At 72.4% G+C, this 16,256-nt stretch carries 14 protein-coding genes; 10 read left to right on the top strand and 4 right to left on the bottom strand.

Going from position 1 to position 16,256, the window contains the following annotated elements:
• Nucleotides 1–6: 6 nt before the first annotated feature.
• Both IRY44_RS20835 and IRY44_RS20830 read right to left on the bottom strand, forming a co-directional pair.
• Nucleotides 7–1,176 (bottom strand): NADH-quinone oxidoreductase subunit D, encoded by a 1,170-nt coding sequence (locus IRY44_RS20835; RefSeq protein ID WP_194801947.1) that lies wholly within the window; start codon nucleotides 1,174–1,176, stop codon nucleotides 7–9.
• Nucleotides 1,173–2,150, bottom strand: coding sequence for an SAM-dependent methyltransferase (locus IRY44_RS20830; protein WP_194802008.1), 978 nt, complete (start codon nucleotides 2,148–2,150; stop codon nucleotides 1,173–1,175). Before IRY44_RS20830 ends, IRY44_RS20835 begins: the two co-directional genes overlap by 4 nt.
• Before the next feature lie 193 nt (nucleotides 2,151–2,343).
• On the opposite strand from IRY44_RS20830, the gene IRY44_RS20825 reads away from it, so the two are divergent.
• From IRY44_RS20825 to IRY44_RS20795, 7 genes are all read left to right on the top strand, one after another.
• Nucleotides 2,344–3,273 carry a Rossmann-like and DUF2520 domain-containing protein gene (locus tag IRY44_RS20825; protein WP_194801946.1) on the top strand — a complete coding sequence of 310 codons (930 nt, stop codon included), beginning with the start codon at nucleotides 2,344–2,346 and terminating at the stop codon, nucleotides 3,271–3,273.
• Complete coding sequence (gene panC, locus IRY44_RS20820; protein ID WP_194801945.1) at nucleotides 3,273–4,115, top strand: pantoate--beta-alanine ligase; 843 nt, start codon at nucleotides 3,273–3,275, stop codon at nucleotides 4,113–4,115. Before IRY44_RS20825 ends, panC begins: the two co-directional genes overlap by 1 nt.
• A 30-nt stretch (nucleotides 4,116–4,145) precedes the next feature.
• Nucleotides 4,146–4,574 carry an aspartate 1-decarboxylase gene (gene panD, locus IRY44_RS20815; RefSeq protein ID WP_194802007.1) on the top strand — a complete coding sequence of 143 codons (429 nt, stop codon included), beginning with the start codon at nucleotides 4,146–4,148 and terminating at the stop codon, nucleotides 4,572–4,574.
• A 223-nt stretch (nucleotides 4,575–4,797) separates the two neighbouring features.
• Nucleotides 4,798–5,691, top strand: a complete 894-nt coding sequence (locus tag IRY44_RS20810) for a septum formation family protein (RefSeq protein WP_194801944.1) — start codon at nucleotides 4,798–4,800, stop codon at nucleotides 5,689–5,691.
• Nucleotides 5,692–5,752: 61 nt separating this feature from the next.
• A complete protein-coding gene (locus tag IRY44_RS20805) occupies nucleotides 5,753–7,450 on the top strand; it encodes an L-aspartate oxidase (RefSeq protein WP_194801943.1) in 1,698 nt (565 codons plus the stop codon).
• A 46-nt stretch (nucleotides 7,451–7,496) separates the two neighbouring features.
• The gene (nadC, locus tag IRY44_RS20800) at nucleotides 7,497–8,393 is read left to right on the top strand and encodes a carboxylating nicotinate-nucleotide diphosphorylase (protein ID WP_194801942.1); all 897 of its coding nucleotides are present in this window, start codon (nucleotides 7,497–7,499) and stop codon (nucleotides 8,391–8,393) included.
• 9 nt (nucleotides 8,394–8,402) lie between these two features.
• Nucleotides 8,403–9,161, top strand: a complete 759-nt coding sequence (locus IRY44_RS20795) for a type III pantothenate kinase (RefSeq protein WP_013288955.1) — start codon at nucleotides 8,403–8,405, stop codon at nucleotides 9,159–9,161.
• Nucleotides 9,162–9,163: 2 nt separating this feature from the next.
• On the opposite strand, the gene IRY44_RS20790 is transcribed toward IRY44_RS20795, so the two are convergent.
• The gene (locus IRY44_RS20790; protein ID WP_194801941.1) at nucleotides 9,164–9,910 is read right to left on the bottom strand and encodes a class I SAM-dependent methyltransferase; all 747 of its coding nucleotides are present in this window, start codon (nucleotides 9,908–9,910) and stop codon (nucleotides 9,164–9,166) included.
• A 93-nt stretch (nucleotides 9,911–10,003) separates the two neighbouring features.
• Between IRY44_RS20790 and lysS the strand changes: the two genes are divergently transcribed.
• The 3 genes from lysS (at nucleotide 10,004) to IRY44_RS20775 (ending at nucleotide 15,042) form a co-directional block, all read left to right on the top strand.
• A complete protein-coding gene (gene lysS / locus IRY44_RS20785; protein ID WP_194801940.1) occupies nucleotides 10,004–11,512 on the top strand; it encodes a lysine--tRNA ligase in 1,509 nt (502 codons plus the stop codon).
• 123 nt (nucleotides 11,513–11,635) lie between these two features.
• Nucleotides 11,636–11,986: an Lsr2 family protein gene (locus IRY44_RS20780; protein ID WP_013288952.1), complete on the top strand. Its 351-nt coding sequence runs from the start codon at nucleotides 11,636–11,638 to the stop codon at nucleotides 11,984–11,986.
• A 518-nt stretch (nucleotides 11,987–12,504) separates the two neighbouring features.
• Nucleotides 12,505–15,042: an ATP-dependent Clp protease ATP-binding subunit gene (locus IRY44_RS20775; RefSeq protein ID WP_064446770.1), complete on the top strand. Its 2,538-nt coding sequence runs from the start codon at nucleotides 12,505–12,507 to the stop codon at nucleotides 15,040–15,042.
• A gap of 225 nt (nucleotides 15,043–15,267) precedes the next feature.
• On the opposite strand, the gene IRY44_RS20770 is transcribed toward IRY44_RS20775, so the two are convergent.
• On the bottom strand, nucleotides 15,268–16,167 hold the full coding sequence (locus IRY44_RS20770; RefSeq protein WP_194801939.1) for an A/G-specific adenine glycosylase: 900 nt from the start codon (nucleotides 16,165–16,167) through the stop codon (nucleotides 15,268–15,270).
• Between the last annotated feature and the right edge of the window lie 89 nt (nucleotides 16,168–16,256).

The raw sequence follows: 16,256 nt of genomic DNA, 5'->3' as shown, positions 1-16,256 counted from the left end.
CGCCGGCTACTTGTCGATGTCGCCCACCACGAAGAACATCGAGCCGAGGATGGCGATCAGGTCCGGCACCAGGCAGCCGGGCAGCAGCGACGACAGCGCCTGCACGTTCGCGTACGAGGCGGTGCGCAGCTTCATCCGCCACGGCGTCTTCTCGCCCCGGGACACCAGGTAGTAGCCGTTGATGCCGAGCGGGTTCTCGGTCCAGGCGTACGTGTGCCCCTCGGGGGCCTTCAGCACCTTCGGCAGCCGCGTGTTCACCGGCCCGCTGATCCGGTCCACCCGGTCCAGGCACTGCTCGGCGAGGTCGAGCGAGGCGTACACCTGGTCGAGCAGCACCTCGAAGCGGGCGTGACAGTCGCCGGCGGTCTTCGTCACCACCGGCACGTCGAGCTGGTCATAGGCCAGGTAGGGCTCGTCGCGGCGCAGGTCGAGGTCGAGCCCGGAGGCGCGGGCGACCGGCCCGGACGCGCCGAACGCGGCGGCGTCGGCGGCGGAGAGCACGCCGACCCCGACGGTACGGGCCAGGAAGATCTCGTTGCGCCGGATCAGGTTGTCCAGGTCGGGCATCCGGCGGCGTACCTCGGCGACGGCGGCGCGGGCACGCCCGGTCCAGCCGGACGGCACCTCCTCCTTCAGGCCGCCGACCCGGTTGAACATGTAGTGGATCCGGCCGCCGGAGACCTCCTCCATCACGGCCTGGATGGTCTCCCGTTCCCGGAACGCGTAGAACATCGGCGTGATCGCGCCGATCTCCAGCGGGTACGAGCCGAGGAACATCAGGTGGTTGAGCACCCGGTTCAGCTCGGCCAGCGCCATCCGCAGCCAGGTGGCGCGTTCCGGTACCTCCATGCCCATCAGTCGCTCGACCGCGAGCACCACGCCCAGCTCGTTGGAGAACGCCGACAACCAGTCGTGCCGGTTCGCCAGCACGATGATCTGCCGGTAGTCGCGTACCTCGAAGAGCTTCTCCGCCCCCCGGTGCATGTAGCCGACGATCGGTTCGGCGGCGACCACCCGCTCCCCGTCGAGCACCAGCTTCAGCCGCAGCACGCCGTGCGTGGAGGGGTGTTGCGGCCCGATGTTGAGCACCATGTCGGTGCCGAGCTGCTCACCGCCGGCGCCGGTACCGACTGTCAGCTCGCGGAGGTCGGCGGCGTCCGTGGTCATGCCCGTCATCGTGCCACGACCGCGTCGAGCGCGACGCCGACCGGCTGCCGCAGCCACAGGTGCCCGCCGAGCCCGGCCGGGTCGGTCAGTTCGGCCGCCGCCGACGCCGCGGCGAGCGCCCGCAGGTAGCCGGCCGGGTCGCGGGAGGCCAGGCTCAGCGGCGGTCGCCCGCCGTCGGCCCCGAGCGCCCGCAGCGCCTCCCGCTGAGAGACCAGGGAGTACGCGCACCGCGCGACCCGCTCACCGGCGGAGGCGACCGAGTCCATGGCGACGTGCGCCGTCACGTCGCACGACCCGTCCGGAACCGGCGGCACCTGCCGCCCACCCCGATACCCGGTCAACGTCCCGTCCAGGGGACGCGAGTCCCGCAGATGCCCGTAGTCCACCGCGAGCGCCACCCCCCGCGCCACCTTCCCCACAGCCTCGGCCCAGGCCAGATCCCGTCCCACCCCGATCTCCGCCCTCTCACCGCCCCGGGTGGGGGTGGGGGGCCACCAGGTGGTCAGCCAGGTGGTGTCGGTGGGGGACGGGGGCGGGCCCATCGTCTCCTCGCCGGTTTTCGGGTTCACCAGGAGGAGGCGCCAGCCGTCGGAGGTGTGGACCGCCACGTCCACTGGGACGTTGTCCAGCCATTCCGTCGCCAGGAGCAGGCCGGTGATGCCGTCCGGGATGTCGGGGCGCCAGTCGATCTCCGGTGGCAGGTCCGGCGGGCGGGGGGCTCGTTCCACGGCTACCGGCCTGAGCCGGGCGGCCAGTTCGGGTGCGGCCCGGGACAGCAGCGCCCGGAGCAGTTCGCCCCGGCCCGCGCCCACGTCCACCACGTCCAGCCGGGCCGGGTGCCCCAGCGCCGCGTCCACCGTCTCGAGCTGCCGCAGCATGCAGGCGGCGAAGACGGGTGAGGCGTGCACGCTCGTGCGGAAGTGCGCGGCAGGCCCGGCGCCGGAGACGAAGAAGCCGTCCGGCCCGTACAGCGCCCGCTCCATCGCGTCGCGCCAGCGCAGCGGGGTGGTCACCGTGCCGACCCTACGGGACGTACCCGAACGGGCGGTTTGCCCGCCACCGCGGCAGCCGCTTCCGGCGGTCGGTGAAGGTTTTCACACCTTCTTGTTCCGGGTCTGTCACCCGGGCGCATACTTGCCATCGACCGGTACCCCCTTCGAGGACTGGATCGCTGCCATGAGCGCACCGCTGCGCCCCCGGGCCACCGCTGCCCCGCTCGTCTTCCCGCGTACCCTCGCCGTCGGCGTCCTCGGCGCCGGCCGGGTCGGCGCCGTGCTGGGCGCGGCCCTCGCCGCCGCCGGCCACCGGGTGGTCGCCGCGTCCGGCGCCTCGGGCGCGACACGGGCCCGGCTGGCGCTGCTGCTGCCGCAGACCCCGCACCGTTCCGCGTCCGCCGTGGCGCGCGCCGCCGCCGACCTGCTGATCGTCGCGGTCCCGGACGACGCGCTGGCGGGCGTGATCGCCGACCTGGCCGAGAGCGGCGCGCTGCGCCCCGGCCAGGTGGTGGCGCACACGTCCGGCGCGCACGGGCTCGCCGCGCTGGCCCCGGCCGTCGAGGCGGGCGCCCGGCCGCTCGCGCTGCACCCCGCGATGACCTTCACCGGTACGCCGGACGACCTGTCCCGCCTGCCCGGCATCTCCTACGGGGTGACCGCCCCGGCCGAGCTGCGCCCGTTCGCGGCCCGGCTGGTGGCCGACCTGGGCGGCGTACCGGAGTGGGTCGGTGAGAACGATCGGCCGCTCTACCACGCGGCGCTCGCGCACGGCGCGAACCACCTGGTGACGCTCGTCAACGAGGCGGCCGACCGGCTGCGCGACGCCGGGGTGGAGCGGCCGGAGAAGGTGCTCGCCCCGCTGCTGCGGGCGGCGCTGGAGAACGCGCTGCGGCTGGGCGACGACGCCCTCACCGGCCCGGTGTCGCGGGGCGACGCGGGCACCGTACGCCGGCATCTGGACCGGCTGGCGCGGACCGCGCCGGAATCCGTACCCGCGTACCTGGCGTTGGCACGACGGACGGCTGATCGTGCCGTCGCGGTCGGCCGCCTCCGCCCGGCGGACGCGGCCGCGCTGCGCAACGTGCTCGACGGAATCGAGGTGGCGGCCTGATGGCCGAGGTGCTGCACACGCGCAAGGAACTGGCGGCCGCGCGCGAGGCGATGGCCGGCCCGGTCGGCGTGGTGATGACCATGGGCGCGCTGCACGCCGGGCACGAGGCGCTGCTGCGGGCCGCCCGCGAGCGCACCGGCCACGTCATCGTCACGATCTTCGTGAACCCGCTGCAGTTCGGCCCGAACGAGGACTTCGACCGCTACCCGCGCACGCTCGACACCGACCTGGAGATCTGCCGCCGGGCCGGGGTGGACGTGGTGTTCGCGCCCTCGGTGACCGAGATGTACCCGGAGGGCCGACCGACCGTGCGGCTCGACCCGGGGCCGCTCGGCGAGGACCTGGAGGGCCTGAGCCGTCCCGGTTTCTTCCACGGCGTGCTCACCGTGGTCATGAAGCTGCTCCAGCTCACCCGCCCGGACCTGGCGTTCTTCGGCGAGAAGGACTACCAGCAGCTCACCCTGGTCCGCCGGATGGTTCGCGACCTCGACGTGCCGGCCGAGATCGTCGGCGTGCCGACCGTACGGGAACCGGACGGGCTGGCCATGTCCAGCCGTAACCGGTACCTGTCGGCGGCCGAGCGGGAGACCGCGCTGAGCCTGTCCGCCGCGTTGCGGGCCGGCGCGACGGCGGCCGAGCGGGGTGAGGACGCGGGCGCGGTGCTGGCCGCCGCGCACCGGGCCTTCGACGCGCCGGACGCCCGCCTGGACTACCTGGTGCTCACCGACACCGAGCTGGAACCCGGCCCGGTCGCCGGTCCGGCCCGGCTGCTGATCGCGGCCTGGGTCGGCGCCACCCGCCTGATCGACAACACGGCGATCCACCTCGCGCCGCGTCCCTGAACCCCACCACGAATGCGGAAAGGCACCCCGATGCTGCGGACCATGCTCAAGTCGAAGATCCATCGGGCCACCGTGACCCAGGCCGACCTGCACTACGTCGGCTCGGTGACTGTGGACGAGGACCTGCTCGACGCGGCGGACCTGATCCCCGGCGAGCAGGTGGCGATCGTGGACATCACAAACGGCGCCCGGCTGGAGACGTACGTGATCCCGGGGCAGCGGGGTAGCGGCGTGATCGGCATCAACGGCGCCGCCGCGCACCTCGTGCACCCCGGTGACCTGGTCATCCTGATCTCGTACGGGCAGATGGACGACGCCGAGGCCCGCACGTACCGCCCGAAGGTGGTGCACGTCGACGCCGACAACAAGGTCGTCGACCTGACCGCCGACCCGACCACGGCGGCCCCCGGCACCGCAGGCGCTCCCGTCCCCAACCCCCTGGCCGCCGCCCGCAGCTGACCCTCCCGGGTCGCCGCCCCCTCTCGCCGTTGATCTTGCACTTTCGGCCCTCGGCGCGGGCGGTTCGCCCCTTTCGCCGGGGCAGCAAGCGCAAGATCGGCGGGGCGAGAGGGGCGAGGACGGGGCGCAAGGGCGGGGAACGCGGTCTGTCACCGGAAGGTCATTTTCGGCTACCCTGGGCGGACCGTCGGGGATCGACGGTCGTCGGCTGGGGGAGGCCGCGATGCGCCGTGCGATGAGCTTCCTGGTCGCCGCGATGGTCGCGAGCGCCGCCCTGGCCGGCTGTGCCGGCACCGGCGGGCTGGACGGCGACCTCACCGACGACTGGGCCGCGATGGCCGCACCCGGGCCGTTCACCCCGGCCGCAGAGGTCTGCCAGGTCGCCGACTTCACCCCGAGCGTCGGCCTGGCCGCGTACGCGCCGGTCGGCTGCGAGCTGCCGCACCGGGTGGAGACCGTGCACGTCGGGGCGTTCACCGCCGACCGGCCCACCCCGCCGCCGCTCGCCTCGCCCGATCTGCGTACCGCGTTCGCCGACTGCGACAAGCGGGCCACCGGGTACGTGGGTGACGACTGGCGCGCCGGTCGGCTCCGGCTGGCGGTGGCGGTGCCGACAGGCACCGCCTGGACGGCGGGCTCCCGCTGGTACCGGTGCGACCTGACCGAGCTGACCACGGTCGAGGCGGCGGCCACCGTGGTCACCCGGACGGGCAGCCTGCGGGACGCGCTCAAGACGCCCTCCCCGCTGCGGCTGGGCTGCCAGCGGTCGGTGCGGGACGGGAACCGCGTGGAGCGGCTCAACCCGGTCGACTGCGCTGTCGCGCACGACGCCGAGTTCGTCGGCGTGTGGGCTGCGCCGGACCGCCCGTACCCGAAGAAGCCCGAGGATTGGGTCCCGCTCTACGACGGTTGCTTCGGTGTGATCGCCCGCTACGCCGGGGTGCCCGCCGACGCGTTCCTGCGCTACCGCAGCGACGTGGTGGTCCGGCCGCCCGCCGCCGGCCGCTGGACGGTCGGCGACCGGGGCGTGCGCTGCTACCTGTGGCTCAGCACGCGGACGGTGACCACCTCACTGAAGGGCGCCGGACCGGCCGCCCTCCCGCGCCGCACGAGGTAGCCGAGGGCACTCGTCACGCCCCCCGCGCCCGAGCCGAGTTCGCTTCGGGTTGACTGTGCTCATGGACCTACCGACCGTCGACCTGCCGGCGCTGCCCCGGCTGCTCGCCGCGCCCGCCCCCGGCTGGGTGGAGACGACAGACGTGATCGTGGTCGGCTCCGGCGTGGCCGGGCTGACTGCGGCGCTGCACCTGCGCGAGGCCGGCCTGCACGTCACGGTGGTCACCAAGGTCGACATGGACGAGGGCTCGACCCGCTGGGCGCAGGGCGGGATCGCCGCCGTGCTGGACCCGGCGGACACGCCGGACGCGCACGCGTACGACACGGAGGTCGCCGGCGTCGGCCTGTGCGACCCGGCGGCGGTCCGCGCACTGGTGGCCGAGGGCCCGACCCGGCTGCGCGAGCTGATGCGGATCGGGGCGGAGTTCGACCGCAACCCGGACGGTTCGCTGATGCTGACCCGGGAGGGCGGCCACCGGGCCGACCGGATCGTGCACGCGGGCGGTGACGCCACCGGCGCGGAGGTGCAGCGGGCGCTGCACGACGCGGTCCGCCGCGACCCGTGGATCCGGCTGGTCGAGCACGCGCTGGTGCTGGACCTGCTGCGCGCACCGGGCGACGGACCGGGCGGGCTCGGCCCGGCCTGCGGCATCACGCTGCACGTGCTCGGTGAGGGCAGCGAGGACGGCGTCGGCGCGATCCTCGGCCGCGCGGTGGTGCTCGCCACCGGCGGCATGGGGCAGGTCTTCGCCGCCACCACGAACCCGGCGGTCTCCACCGGGGACGGCGTGGCGCTGGCGTTGCGCGCTGGCGCTGCCGTCACCGACGTGGAGTTCGTCCAGTTCCACCCGACCGCGCTGATCGTGCCGGCGGGCGGCCCGGGCGCCGGGCTGGCCCAGCAGCCGCTGGTCTCCGAGGCGCTGCGCGGCGAGGGCGCCCACCTGGTCGACGGCGACGGCAAGCGGTTCATGGTCGGCCAGCACGAACTGGCCGAGCTGGCCCCCCGGGACGTGGTCGCCAAGGGCATCCACCGGGTGCTTCTCGCGTCCGGCGCGGACCACGTGTTCCTGGACGCCCGGCACCTGGGCGGCGACTTCCTGGCCCGGCGGTTCCCCACCATCGTGGCCTCCTGCCTGGCCATCGGCGTGGACCCGGCGACCGATCTGATCCCGGTCGCGCCGGCCGCGCACTACGCCTCCGGCGGCGTCCGGACCGACCTGCGCGGCCGTACCTCCATCCCCGGCCTGTACGCCTGCGGCGAGGTCGCCTGTACCGGCGTGCACGGCGCGAACCGGCTGGCCAGCAACTCGCTGCTGGAAGGGCTGGTCTTCTCCCGCCGGATCGCCGAGGACATCGCCGCCGGGCTGCCCGAGCAGGCCCGCCCGGCGGAGACCGGTGCCTGGGTGGGGGGTCCGGGCGCGCTGGTGCCGGCGTCCGGCACGGCGGAGCTGCAACGGGCGATGACGCGGGGCGCCGGGGTGCTCCGCTCGGCGGACACGCTGGAAGCCACCGCCGCCACGCTCACCGAGCTGGGCGCGGGCCGGGGCGTGCCGCGTACCGCCGACTGGGAGGCGACGAACCTGCTCACCGTGGCGTCGACGCTGGTCGCCGCCGCGTACGCGCGCCAGGAGACGCGGGGCTGCCACTGGCGGGAGGACTTCCCGACGGCCGACGAGCGGTGGCTGGGCCACCTGGTGGCCGAGGTGGGCACGGACGGCATGGTGGCCGAGCGCTGGGAATCCCGTGAGCGCGAGGAGTGAGCCGGTCTTGCGAGCCCCGCAGTCACGAACAAAGGAGGCACAGCTGATGAGGGAGTCGACGGAGCGGGCGCTGCGGGACGGCGGCCTGGACCCGGAGCGGGTCCGGCACGTCATCGTCGACACGCTGCACGAGGATCTGGGACCCGACTTTCTCGACGTGACGAGCGTGGCCACCATCCCGGACGAGCAGCACGACACGGCCGATCTGGTGGCGCGCGCCGACGGTGTGGTGGCCGGGCTGCCCGTCGCCGCCGCCGTGTTCGAGCTGGTCGGCGAGGTGACCGGCGCGGGGCGTACGGTCGAGGTCTCGCTCGTGGCTCACGACGGGCAGCGGGTGGCGCGCGGCGACGTGCTGGCCACCGTGTCCGGGCCGACCCGGCTGCTGCTGACCGCCGAGCGGACGGCGCTGAACCTGCTGTCCCGCATGTCCGGGGTGGCGACGCACACCCGGGCCTGGGCCGACGCGCTGGCCGGCACGAAGGCGACGGTGCTGGACACCCGCAAGACCACGCCGGGCCTGCGGGCGCTGGAGAAGTACGCGGTCCGGGCCGGCGGCGGCACCAACAAGCGGATGGGCCTGTACGACGTCGCCATGATCAAGGACAACCACAAGGTCGCGGCGGGCGGGATCGCTGCCGCGTTCCGCCGGGTCCGGGAGGCGTTCCCCGATGTCGCGGTGCAGGTGGAGGTGGACACGCCGGCCGAGGCGGTGGAGGCGGTCGAGGCGGGCGCCCGGTTCCTGCTGCTGGACAACATGACCCCGGCGCAGCTGCGCGAGGTGGTGGCGTCGGTGGGCGACCGGGCGGAACTGGAGGCCACCGGCGGGCTGACGCTGCCGATGGCGGCCGAGTACGGCGCGACGGGTGTCGACTTCCTCTCCGTCGGCGCGCTCACCCACTCCTCACCGATCCTGGACATCGCCCTCGACCTGCGTGACGTCTAGGCTGCCGCTGTGCTGCTCTGCATCGACATCGGAAACACGAACACCGTGCTGGCGACCTTCGACGGCGACAAGCTGGTGCATTCGTGGCGGATCAAGACCGACGCCCGTTCCACTGCGGACGAGCTGGGTCTGATGTTCCGGGGACTGCTCGCCGGGGACGCCGTGGAGATCACCGGCGTGGCCGCCTGCTCGACAGTGCCGGCCGCGCTGCGCTCGCTGCGCACCATGCTCGACAGGTACTACGCCGACCTGCCCAGCGTGATCGTCGAGCCGGGCGTCCGGACCGGTGTACAGCTCGCCATCGACAACCCGAAGGAGGTGGGCGCGGACCGGGTGGTGAACACGCTGGCCGCGTACACGCTCTACGGCGGGCCGTCGATCGTCGTGGACTTCGGCACCACCACCAACTTCGACCTGGTCAGCAGCCGGGGGGAGTTCCTCGGCGGTGCGTTCGCGCCTGGCATCGAGATCTCCTTCGACGCGCTGGCCGCCCGCGCCGCCCAGCTGCGCAAGGTGGAGGCGACCCGTCCTCGTTCGGTGATCGGCAAGAACACCGTCGAGTGCCTTCAGGCCGGGCTCTACTTCGGCTTCGCCGGCCAGGTGGACCGGATCGTCGAGCGGATGTCCGAGGAGCTGGGCGGCGTGAAGGCGGTCATCGCCACCGGCGGCCTGGCCTCGCTGGTGCTCGGCGAGTGCCACACCATCACCCACCACGAGCCGATGATCACGCTGATCGGCCTGCGGATGGTCTACGACCGCAACGTCTGAGGTCAGCGGCGGCGGGCCCGCAGCACGAACGTCCGGTAGGGCAGCTCGACCGTCTCCCGGCCGGCCAGGTCCGGGTGGGAGGCGAACAGCTCCGCCAGCTCCGTGTCGACCCGTCGCCGCTCGTCCGCGTCAGCGGTCAGCCAGTACGAGCGGGTGTGCAGCATGCCCACCACCTCGTCCGGCGTGAGCGTGGTGGCGTGCGCGAACTCGCCCACCTCGACGTCGGTGAAGGCGGCGCCGAAGTCCGCGTACCGCTGCGTCACGTCGCCCGCGTTGTCGCCGAGGTGGGCGATCCGGGTCAGCTCCGCCACCCAGCCGACCTGCTCGTCCCGGATGTTCCAGACCGGCGCGAACGTGCCGCCCGGGCGCAGCACGCGGGCCACCTCGGCGTGCGCCGGCTCCCTGTCGAACCAGTGGTAGGCCTGCCCGGCCAGCACCGCGTCCGCCGACCCGTCCGGCAGCGGCACCGCCTCGGCGCTGCCGGCCAGCGCCGTCGTACCGGGCGTGGCGGCGGCCAGTTGCGCCCGCATCCCCGGATCCGGTTCCACGGGTACGACCTGAGCCACCGGCCCGGTCAGCGCCAGGAGTCCGCGGGTGAGGATGCCGGTGCCGGCGCCGAGATCGACCACCCGGGCGTCGTGCAGCCCGTCCAGCGCCCAGCGCAGCGCGGCCTCCGGATAGCGGGGACGGAACCGGTCGTAATCGGCCGCGGCGGCGCCGAACGAGAGGGCCGCAGTGGGGTCGGTCATGGCGGGCAGGTTATCCCGTAACGGCCGCCACGGCGCTTGAGTACGCTCATGTGCTGACCCCGCCGATGTCCCCAAGGCCTGAGGAAGCGTGCCGTGACCGAGCAGAACGCCCTGCCAACAGACCCCGCCGACGACCTTCCCGAGCAGATGAAGGTCCGCCGGGAGAAGCGGGACCGGATGCTCGCCGAGGGCGTCGAGCCGTACCCGGTGGGCTTCCCGCGCACCACCACGCTCGCGCGGCTGCGCGAGCGCTACGGCGACCTGCCCACCGACACCGCCACCGGCGACCGGGTCTCGGTCACCGGCCGGGTGATCTTCATTCGCAACACCGGCAAGCTCTGCTTCGCGACGCTGCGGGACGGTGACGGCACCGAGGTCCAGGCGATGCTCTCGCTGGACCGGGTCGGCGCCGAGCGGCTGGCGGACTGGAAGCGCCTGGTCGACCTCGGCGATCACGTCGGCGTGACCGGCGAGGTGATCACCAGCCGGCGCGGCGAGCTGTCCGTTCTCGCCGAGGATTGGGCGGTGACCGCCAAGGCGCTGCGCCCGCTGCCGGTGGCGCACAAGCCGCTCAGCGAGGAGTCCCGGGTCCGCCAGCGCTACGTGGACCTGGTGGTCCGGCCGCAGGCCCGGCAGATGGTCCGTACCCGGGCCACCGCCGTCCGCAGTCTGCGCGACACCCTGCACGGGCAGGACTTCATCGAGGTCGAGACGCCGATGCTGCAACTGCTGCACGGCGGTGCGGCGGCACGCCCATTCGTGACCCACAGCAATGCGCTCGACACGGATCTGTATCTGCGAATCGCGCCGGAACTGTTTCTCAAGCGCGCGGTGGTCGGTGGCGTGGACCGCGTCTTCGAGATCAACCGCAACTTCCGTAATGAGGGCATCGACTCTTCGCACTCACCCGAGTTCGCGATGCTGGAGGCGTACCAGGCGTACGGCGACTACCACACGATGGCGGAGCTGACCCGAAATCTCGTACAGCAGGCCGCAGTGGCGGTCGCCGGCTCGACGGTGGTGACGCACGCCGACGGGCGTGAGTTCGATCTGGGCGGCGAGTGGCGGTCGGTGTCGCTGTTCGGTGTTCTTTCCGAAGCGCTCGGTGAGGAGGTCACCGTCCGCACCGAAAGGGCACGCCTGGTCGAGTACGCGGACAAGGTCGGTCTCTCCGTCGACCCGAAGTGGGGGCCGGGCAAGCTGGCCGAGGAGTTGTTCGAGGAACTGGTCGTGCCGTCGCTTCAGGCGCCGACGTTCGTCATGGACTACCCGGAGGAGACCAGCCCGTTGACCCGGGCCCACCGCAGCGAGCCGGGCCTGGCCGAGAAGTGGGACCTCTACGTGCTCGGATTCGAGCTGGGCACCGCGTACTCGGAGCTGGTCGACCCGGTCGTGCAGCGGGAGCGGCTGGTGGCCCAGGCGCAGCTCGCGGCGCGTGGGGACGACGAGGCGATGCGACTGGACGAGGATTTTCTCCGAGCGATGGAGTATGGAATGCCGCCGTCCGGTGGCATGGGAATGGGAATCGACCGGCTGCTGATGGCACTGACCGGGCTCGGAATTCGGGAAACGATCCTGTTCCCGTTGGTCCGGCCCGAGTAGACGCTCGCCCCCGCAAGCCTTCTCCGGCTCGTTACCTGGTCCTATTGACGGAACAAGCGCCGGACGGGTTATTGTGCTCGGAGTATTGCAGGAGTACAACCCTGCTCGAAAGGAATGTGGGACGTGGCCAAGCAGATCATTCACAAGCTGGTCGATGACCTGGACGGCGGGGACGCTGACGAGACCGTCAAGTTCGCGCTCGACGGTGTGCAGTACGAGATCGACCTCTCCGCATCCAACGCCGGTAAATTGCGTGACGTATTCGCGCCGTACATCGCGAACGGAACGAAGGTCGGTCGCGGGGGTGTGGTCGTGGGCGGCCGGGCCGCTCGGGGCCGGGGCGGCGCGACCGCCGACCGCGAGCAGAACCGGGCCATCCGCGAATGGGCCAAGAAGGCCGGCAAGGACATCTCCGACCGGGGCCGGATCCCGCAGGAGATCGTGGACGAGTACCACGCGAAGGCGGGGCACTGACCCCACCCTCGTCACGGGCGACGCGACGCCGGACCGGAGTGCGACTCCGGGCCGGCGTCGCCGTTTCCGGTCCGCCGTCACGGTTGGACCGCGCCGTGCCGGTCCCGTCGTCCCTGTGCCGGATGTCCGGTCCGGCCCACAGTGCCGCCCTCGGTCGCGGCGGCAGGGAAGAAAACCCCGCCGGGGACGGTTGTCCACAGGCGGTGGAGACTTCATCCACAGGCTGTGGACGACCCCGGCGGACGCATCGGTTGCCGCCTCCGGTCCACTCGACCGGCCGTTCGGGTGCCGGTCGAATTTCGCTCTGCGCGTACAGGCAGGGGCCCCGGAACACCTCCTGAGCGTGGACGGTTGTCAGAAACGACGTCGGAACGGTCATTCGCGAGGGCACACGACCTCAGCGGAGACGGTCCGCGGCGATAGAGTAAGGAGGCACGGACGCCCGTCCCGGACGTCCGCGCACCGGCCCCGCCGAGATCTGACCATCAAGGCGCACGGCACGTGAGGAGCACGAGGGCATGTTCGAGCGGTTCACCGACCGAGCGCGACGGGTTGTCGTCCTGGCCCAAGAAGAGGCCCGGATGCTCAACCACAACTACATCGGTACGGAACACATCCTGCTGGGCCTGATCCACGAGGGTGAGGGTGTCGCGGCAAAGGCCCTGGAGAGCCTCGGCATCTCCCTGGAGGGCGTGCGCCAGCAGGTCGAGGAGATCATCGGCCAGGGCCAGCAGGCACCGAGCGGGCACATCCCGTTCACGCCGCGGGCCAAGAAGGTGCTGGAGCTGTCGCTGCGCGAGGCGCTGCAGCTCGGCCACAACTACATCGGCACCGAGCACATCCTGCTCGGCCTGATCCGCGAGGGCGAGGGCGTCGCCGCCCAGGTCCTGGTGAAGCTGGGCGCCGACCTGAACCGGGTCCGCCAGCAGGTCATCCAGCTGCTCTCCGGCTACCAGGGCAAGGAGCCGGCCGCCGCCGGCGCCGCGCCGGGTGAGGCCGCGCCGTCGACCAGCCTCGTGCTGGACCAGTTCGGCCGCAACCTGACCCAGGCCGCCCGCGAGGGCAAGCTCGACCCGGTCATCGGGCGCGAGAAGGAGATCGAGCGGGTCATGCAGGTGCTGTCCCGCCGCACCAAGAACAACCCGGTGCTGATCGGCGAGCCCGGCGTCGGCAAGACCGCCGTGGTGGAGGGCCTGTCCCAGAAGATCATCAAGGGCGAGGTGCCCGAGACGCTGAAGGACAAGCAGCTCTACACGCTCGACCTCGGTGCCCTGGTCGCCGGTTCCCGCTACCGCGGTGACTTCGAGGAGCGCCTGAAGAAGGTGCTCAAGGAGATCCGCACCCGCGGCGACATCATCCTGTTCATCGACGAGATCCACACGCTCGTCGGTGCGGGCGCGGCCGAGGGCGCGATCGACGCCGCCAGCATCCTCAAGCCGATGCTGGCCCGTGGTGAGCTGCAGACCATCGGCGCCACCACGCTCGACGAGTACCGCAAGCACCTGGAGAAGGACGCCGCTCTGGAGCGTCGTTTCCAGCCGATCCAGGTGGGTGAGCCGTCGCTGGCCCACACCATCGAGATCCTCAAGGGCCTGCGGGACCGCTACGAGGCGCACCACCGCGTCTCCATCACCGACGCCGCTCTGGTCGCCGCCGCGACGCTGGCCGACCGGTACATCTCCGACCGGTTCCTGCCGGACAAGGCGATCGACCTGATCGACGAGGCGGGCGCCCGGATGCGGATCCGCCGGATGACCGCGCCGCCGGACCTGCGCGACTTCGACGAGCGCATCGCCCAGGTGCGCCGCGACAAGGAGTCCGCGATCGACGCGCAGGACTTCGAGCGGGCCGCCCAGCTGCGCGACACCGAGAAGCAGCTGCTGGGTCAGAAGGCGCAGCGCGAGAAGGAGTGGAAGGCCGGTGACCTGGACGTCGTCAGCGAGGTCGACGACGAGCAGATCGCCGAGGTGCTCGGCAACTGGACCGGCATCCCGGTCTACAAGCTGACCGAGGAGGAGACCTCGCGCCTGCTGCGCATGGAGGACGAGCTGCACAAGCGCGTCATCGGCCAGGAGGACGCGGTCAAGGCGGTCTCGAAGGCGATCCGGCGTACCCGGGCCGGCCTGAAGGACCCGAAGCGCCCGTCCGGCTCGTTCATCTTCGCCGGCCCGTCCGGCGTCGGTAAGACCGAGCTGTCCAAGGCGCTCGCCGAGTTCCTGTTCGGCAGCGAGGACGCCCTCATCCAGCTCGACATGTCGGAGTTCCACGACCGGTACACGGTGTCCCGGCTCGTCGGTGCCCCTCCCGGCTACGTCGGCTACGACGAGGGCGGGCAGCTGACCGAGAAGGTGCGTCGCCGGCCGTTCTCGGTGGTCCTCTTCGACGAGATCGAGAAGGCCCACCCGGACGTGTTCAACACGCTCCTCCAGATCCTGGAGGACGGGCGACTCACCGACGGCCAGGGCCGGATCGTGGACTTCAAGAACACGGTCATCATCCTGACCACCAACCTCGGTACGCGCGACGTCGCCAAGGCGGTGTCGCTGGGCTTCCAGGCCTCTGAGGACTCCGAGTCGAACTACGACCGGATGAAGCAGAAGGTCAACGACGAGCTCAAGCAGCACTTCCGGCCCGAGTTCCTGAACCGGATCGACGACACCATCGTCTTCCACCAGCTGCGCGAGACCGAGATCCTCTCGATCGTCGACATCATGATCCAGCGCATCGAGACCCAGCTGCGCAACAAGGACATGGGCCTGGAGCTGACCGACAACGCGAAGAAGTACCTCGCGAAGAAGGGCTTCGACCCGGTGCTGGGCGCGCGGCCGCTGCGTCGCACGATCCAGCGCGACATCGAGGACAACCTGTCCGAGCGGATCCTGTTCAACGAGCTGACCCCGGGTCAGATCGTGGTCGTGGACTGCGAGGGCGACCCGGAGAACATCGACAAGTCCAAGCTCGTCTTCCGGGGCGCGGACCGGCCGGATGCCGTGCCGGACGCGGTCCCGGCGGACCTCGGCGGCACCGCCGCCACGGGCGCTGACGACGCCGCGTAGGTCCGCACAGTTCGAGGGCGACGGCCCCGGTAGGCGAAAGCCACCGGGGCCGTCGCCTTCTCCACGCCCGCCGCCCCGCCCCTCCCCGCCCGCCCTTGCCGTGGTCGATCATGAGGTTGACCGCACTTGGCGCCCCATTTGTCGCCGCTAACTTCATGATCAACGGGGCGAGCCGAGGGCGGGCGGAGGCGGGGGTCGGGGTCAGGGTGGGTGGGGTGAGGGCCGTCAGGGGAGGGGGACGGCGGGGCCGTCGCCGGCCAGGCGGAACGACTCCTCGCCCACCGGTTCCACCAGGCCGTCGGTGACCAGGCCGGCCAGCGCTCGCGCCCGCTGCACGTCGTCGTGCCACACCTGGTCCAGCCGCTGGTGCGGCACCGGGCCGGTGGACTCCCGCAGCACCGCGAGCAGCAGTCCGCGTACCTGCCGGTCGGTGCCGGCGTAGCGCTGCGGCCGGCGGGTCGGTCCCTCAGGCGCGGCCCGCCCGGAGGCCCGCCAGGCGCAGCTCGACTCGACCGGGCAGATCGCACAGCGCGGCGTGCGGGCGGTGCAGACGACGGCACCGAGTTCCATGAACGCGGCGCTGGCGAGCGCGGCGGCGGCCGGCTCGGCCGGCAGCAGTTCCTCGGTGGCGACCAGGTCGGCCGGGCGGGTGGTGGGGCCGGCGTCGGGTTCACCGGCGATCGCCCGGCACACCACGCGCCGGACGTTGGTGTCGACCACCGGGTGCCGCTGCCCGTACGCGAACGCGGCGACCGCGCGGGCCGTGTACGTGCCGACACCGGGCAGCGCCAGCAACTGGTCGAGCCGGTCGGGCACCACGCCACCGTGGCGTTCCATGATCGCCACCGCGCACTCGCGCAGGCGTACCGCCCGGCGGGGGTAGCCGAGTCGCCCCCACATCCGGATCGCCTCGGCCGGGGTGTCCTCGGCGAGCGCACGCGGTTCGGGCCAGCGGGCCAGCCACGCCTCCCACGCGGGCACCACGCGGACCACAGGGGTCTGCTGGAGCATGACCTCGCTGACCAGGATCGCCCAGGCGCCGATGCCGGGCTTGCGCCAGGGCAGGTCGCGGGCGTTGCGCTCGTACCACCGGCTGACCTGGGTGGCGAATGTGGGCTCGGACATCGCGCCGCCGATCATGTCACGGCTGTCTTTCCCGCAGGTTGGGCGGGGCGGGTGGCCGGGCGCGATCGATCATGGGCGACGGGGCAGAA

The sequence above is a fragment of the Micromonospora sp. ANENR4 genome, assembly GCF_015354395.1.
In the GTDB taxonomy this organism is placed as follows: Bacteria; Actinomycetota; Actinomycetes; order Mycobacteriales; family Micromonosporaceae; genus Micromonospora; species Micromonospora aurantiaca.
Note: the sequence above shows the minus strand (reverse complement) of the source record. Positions and strands in the feature narration are given on the sequence as shown.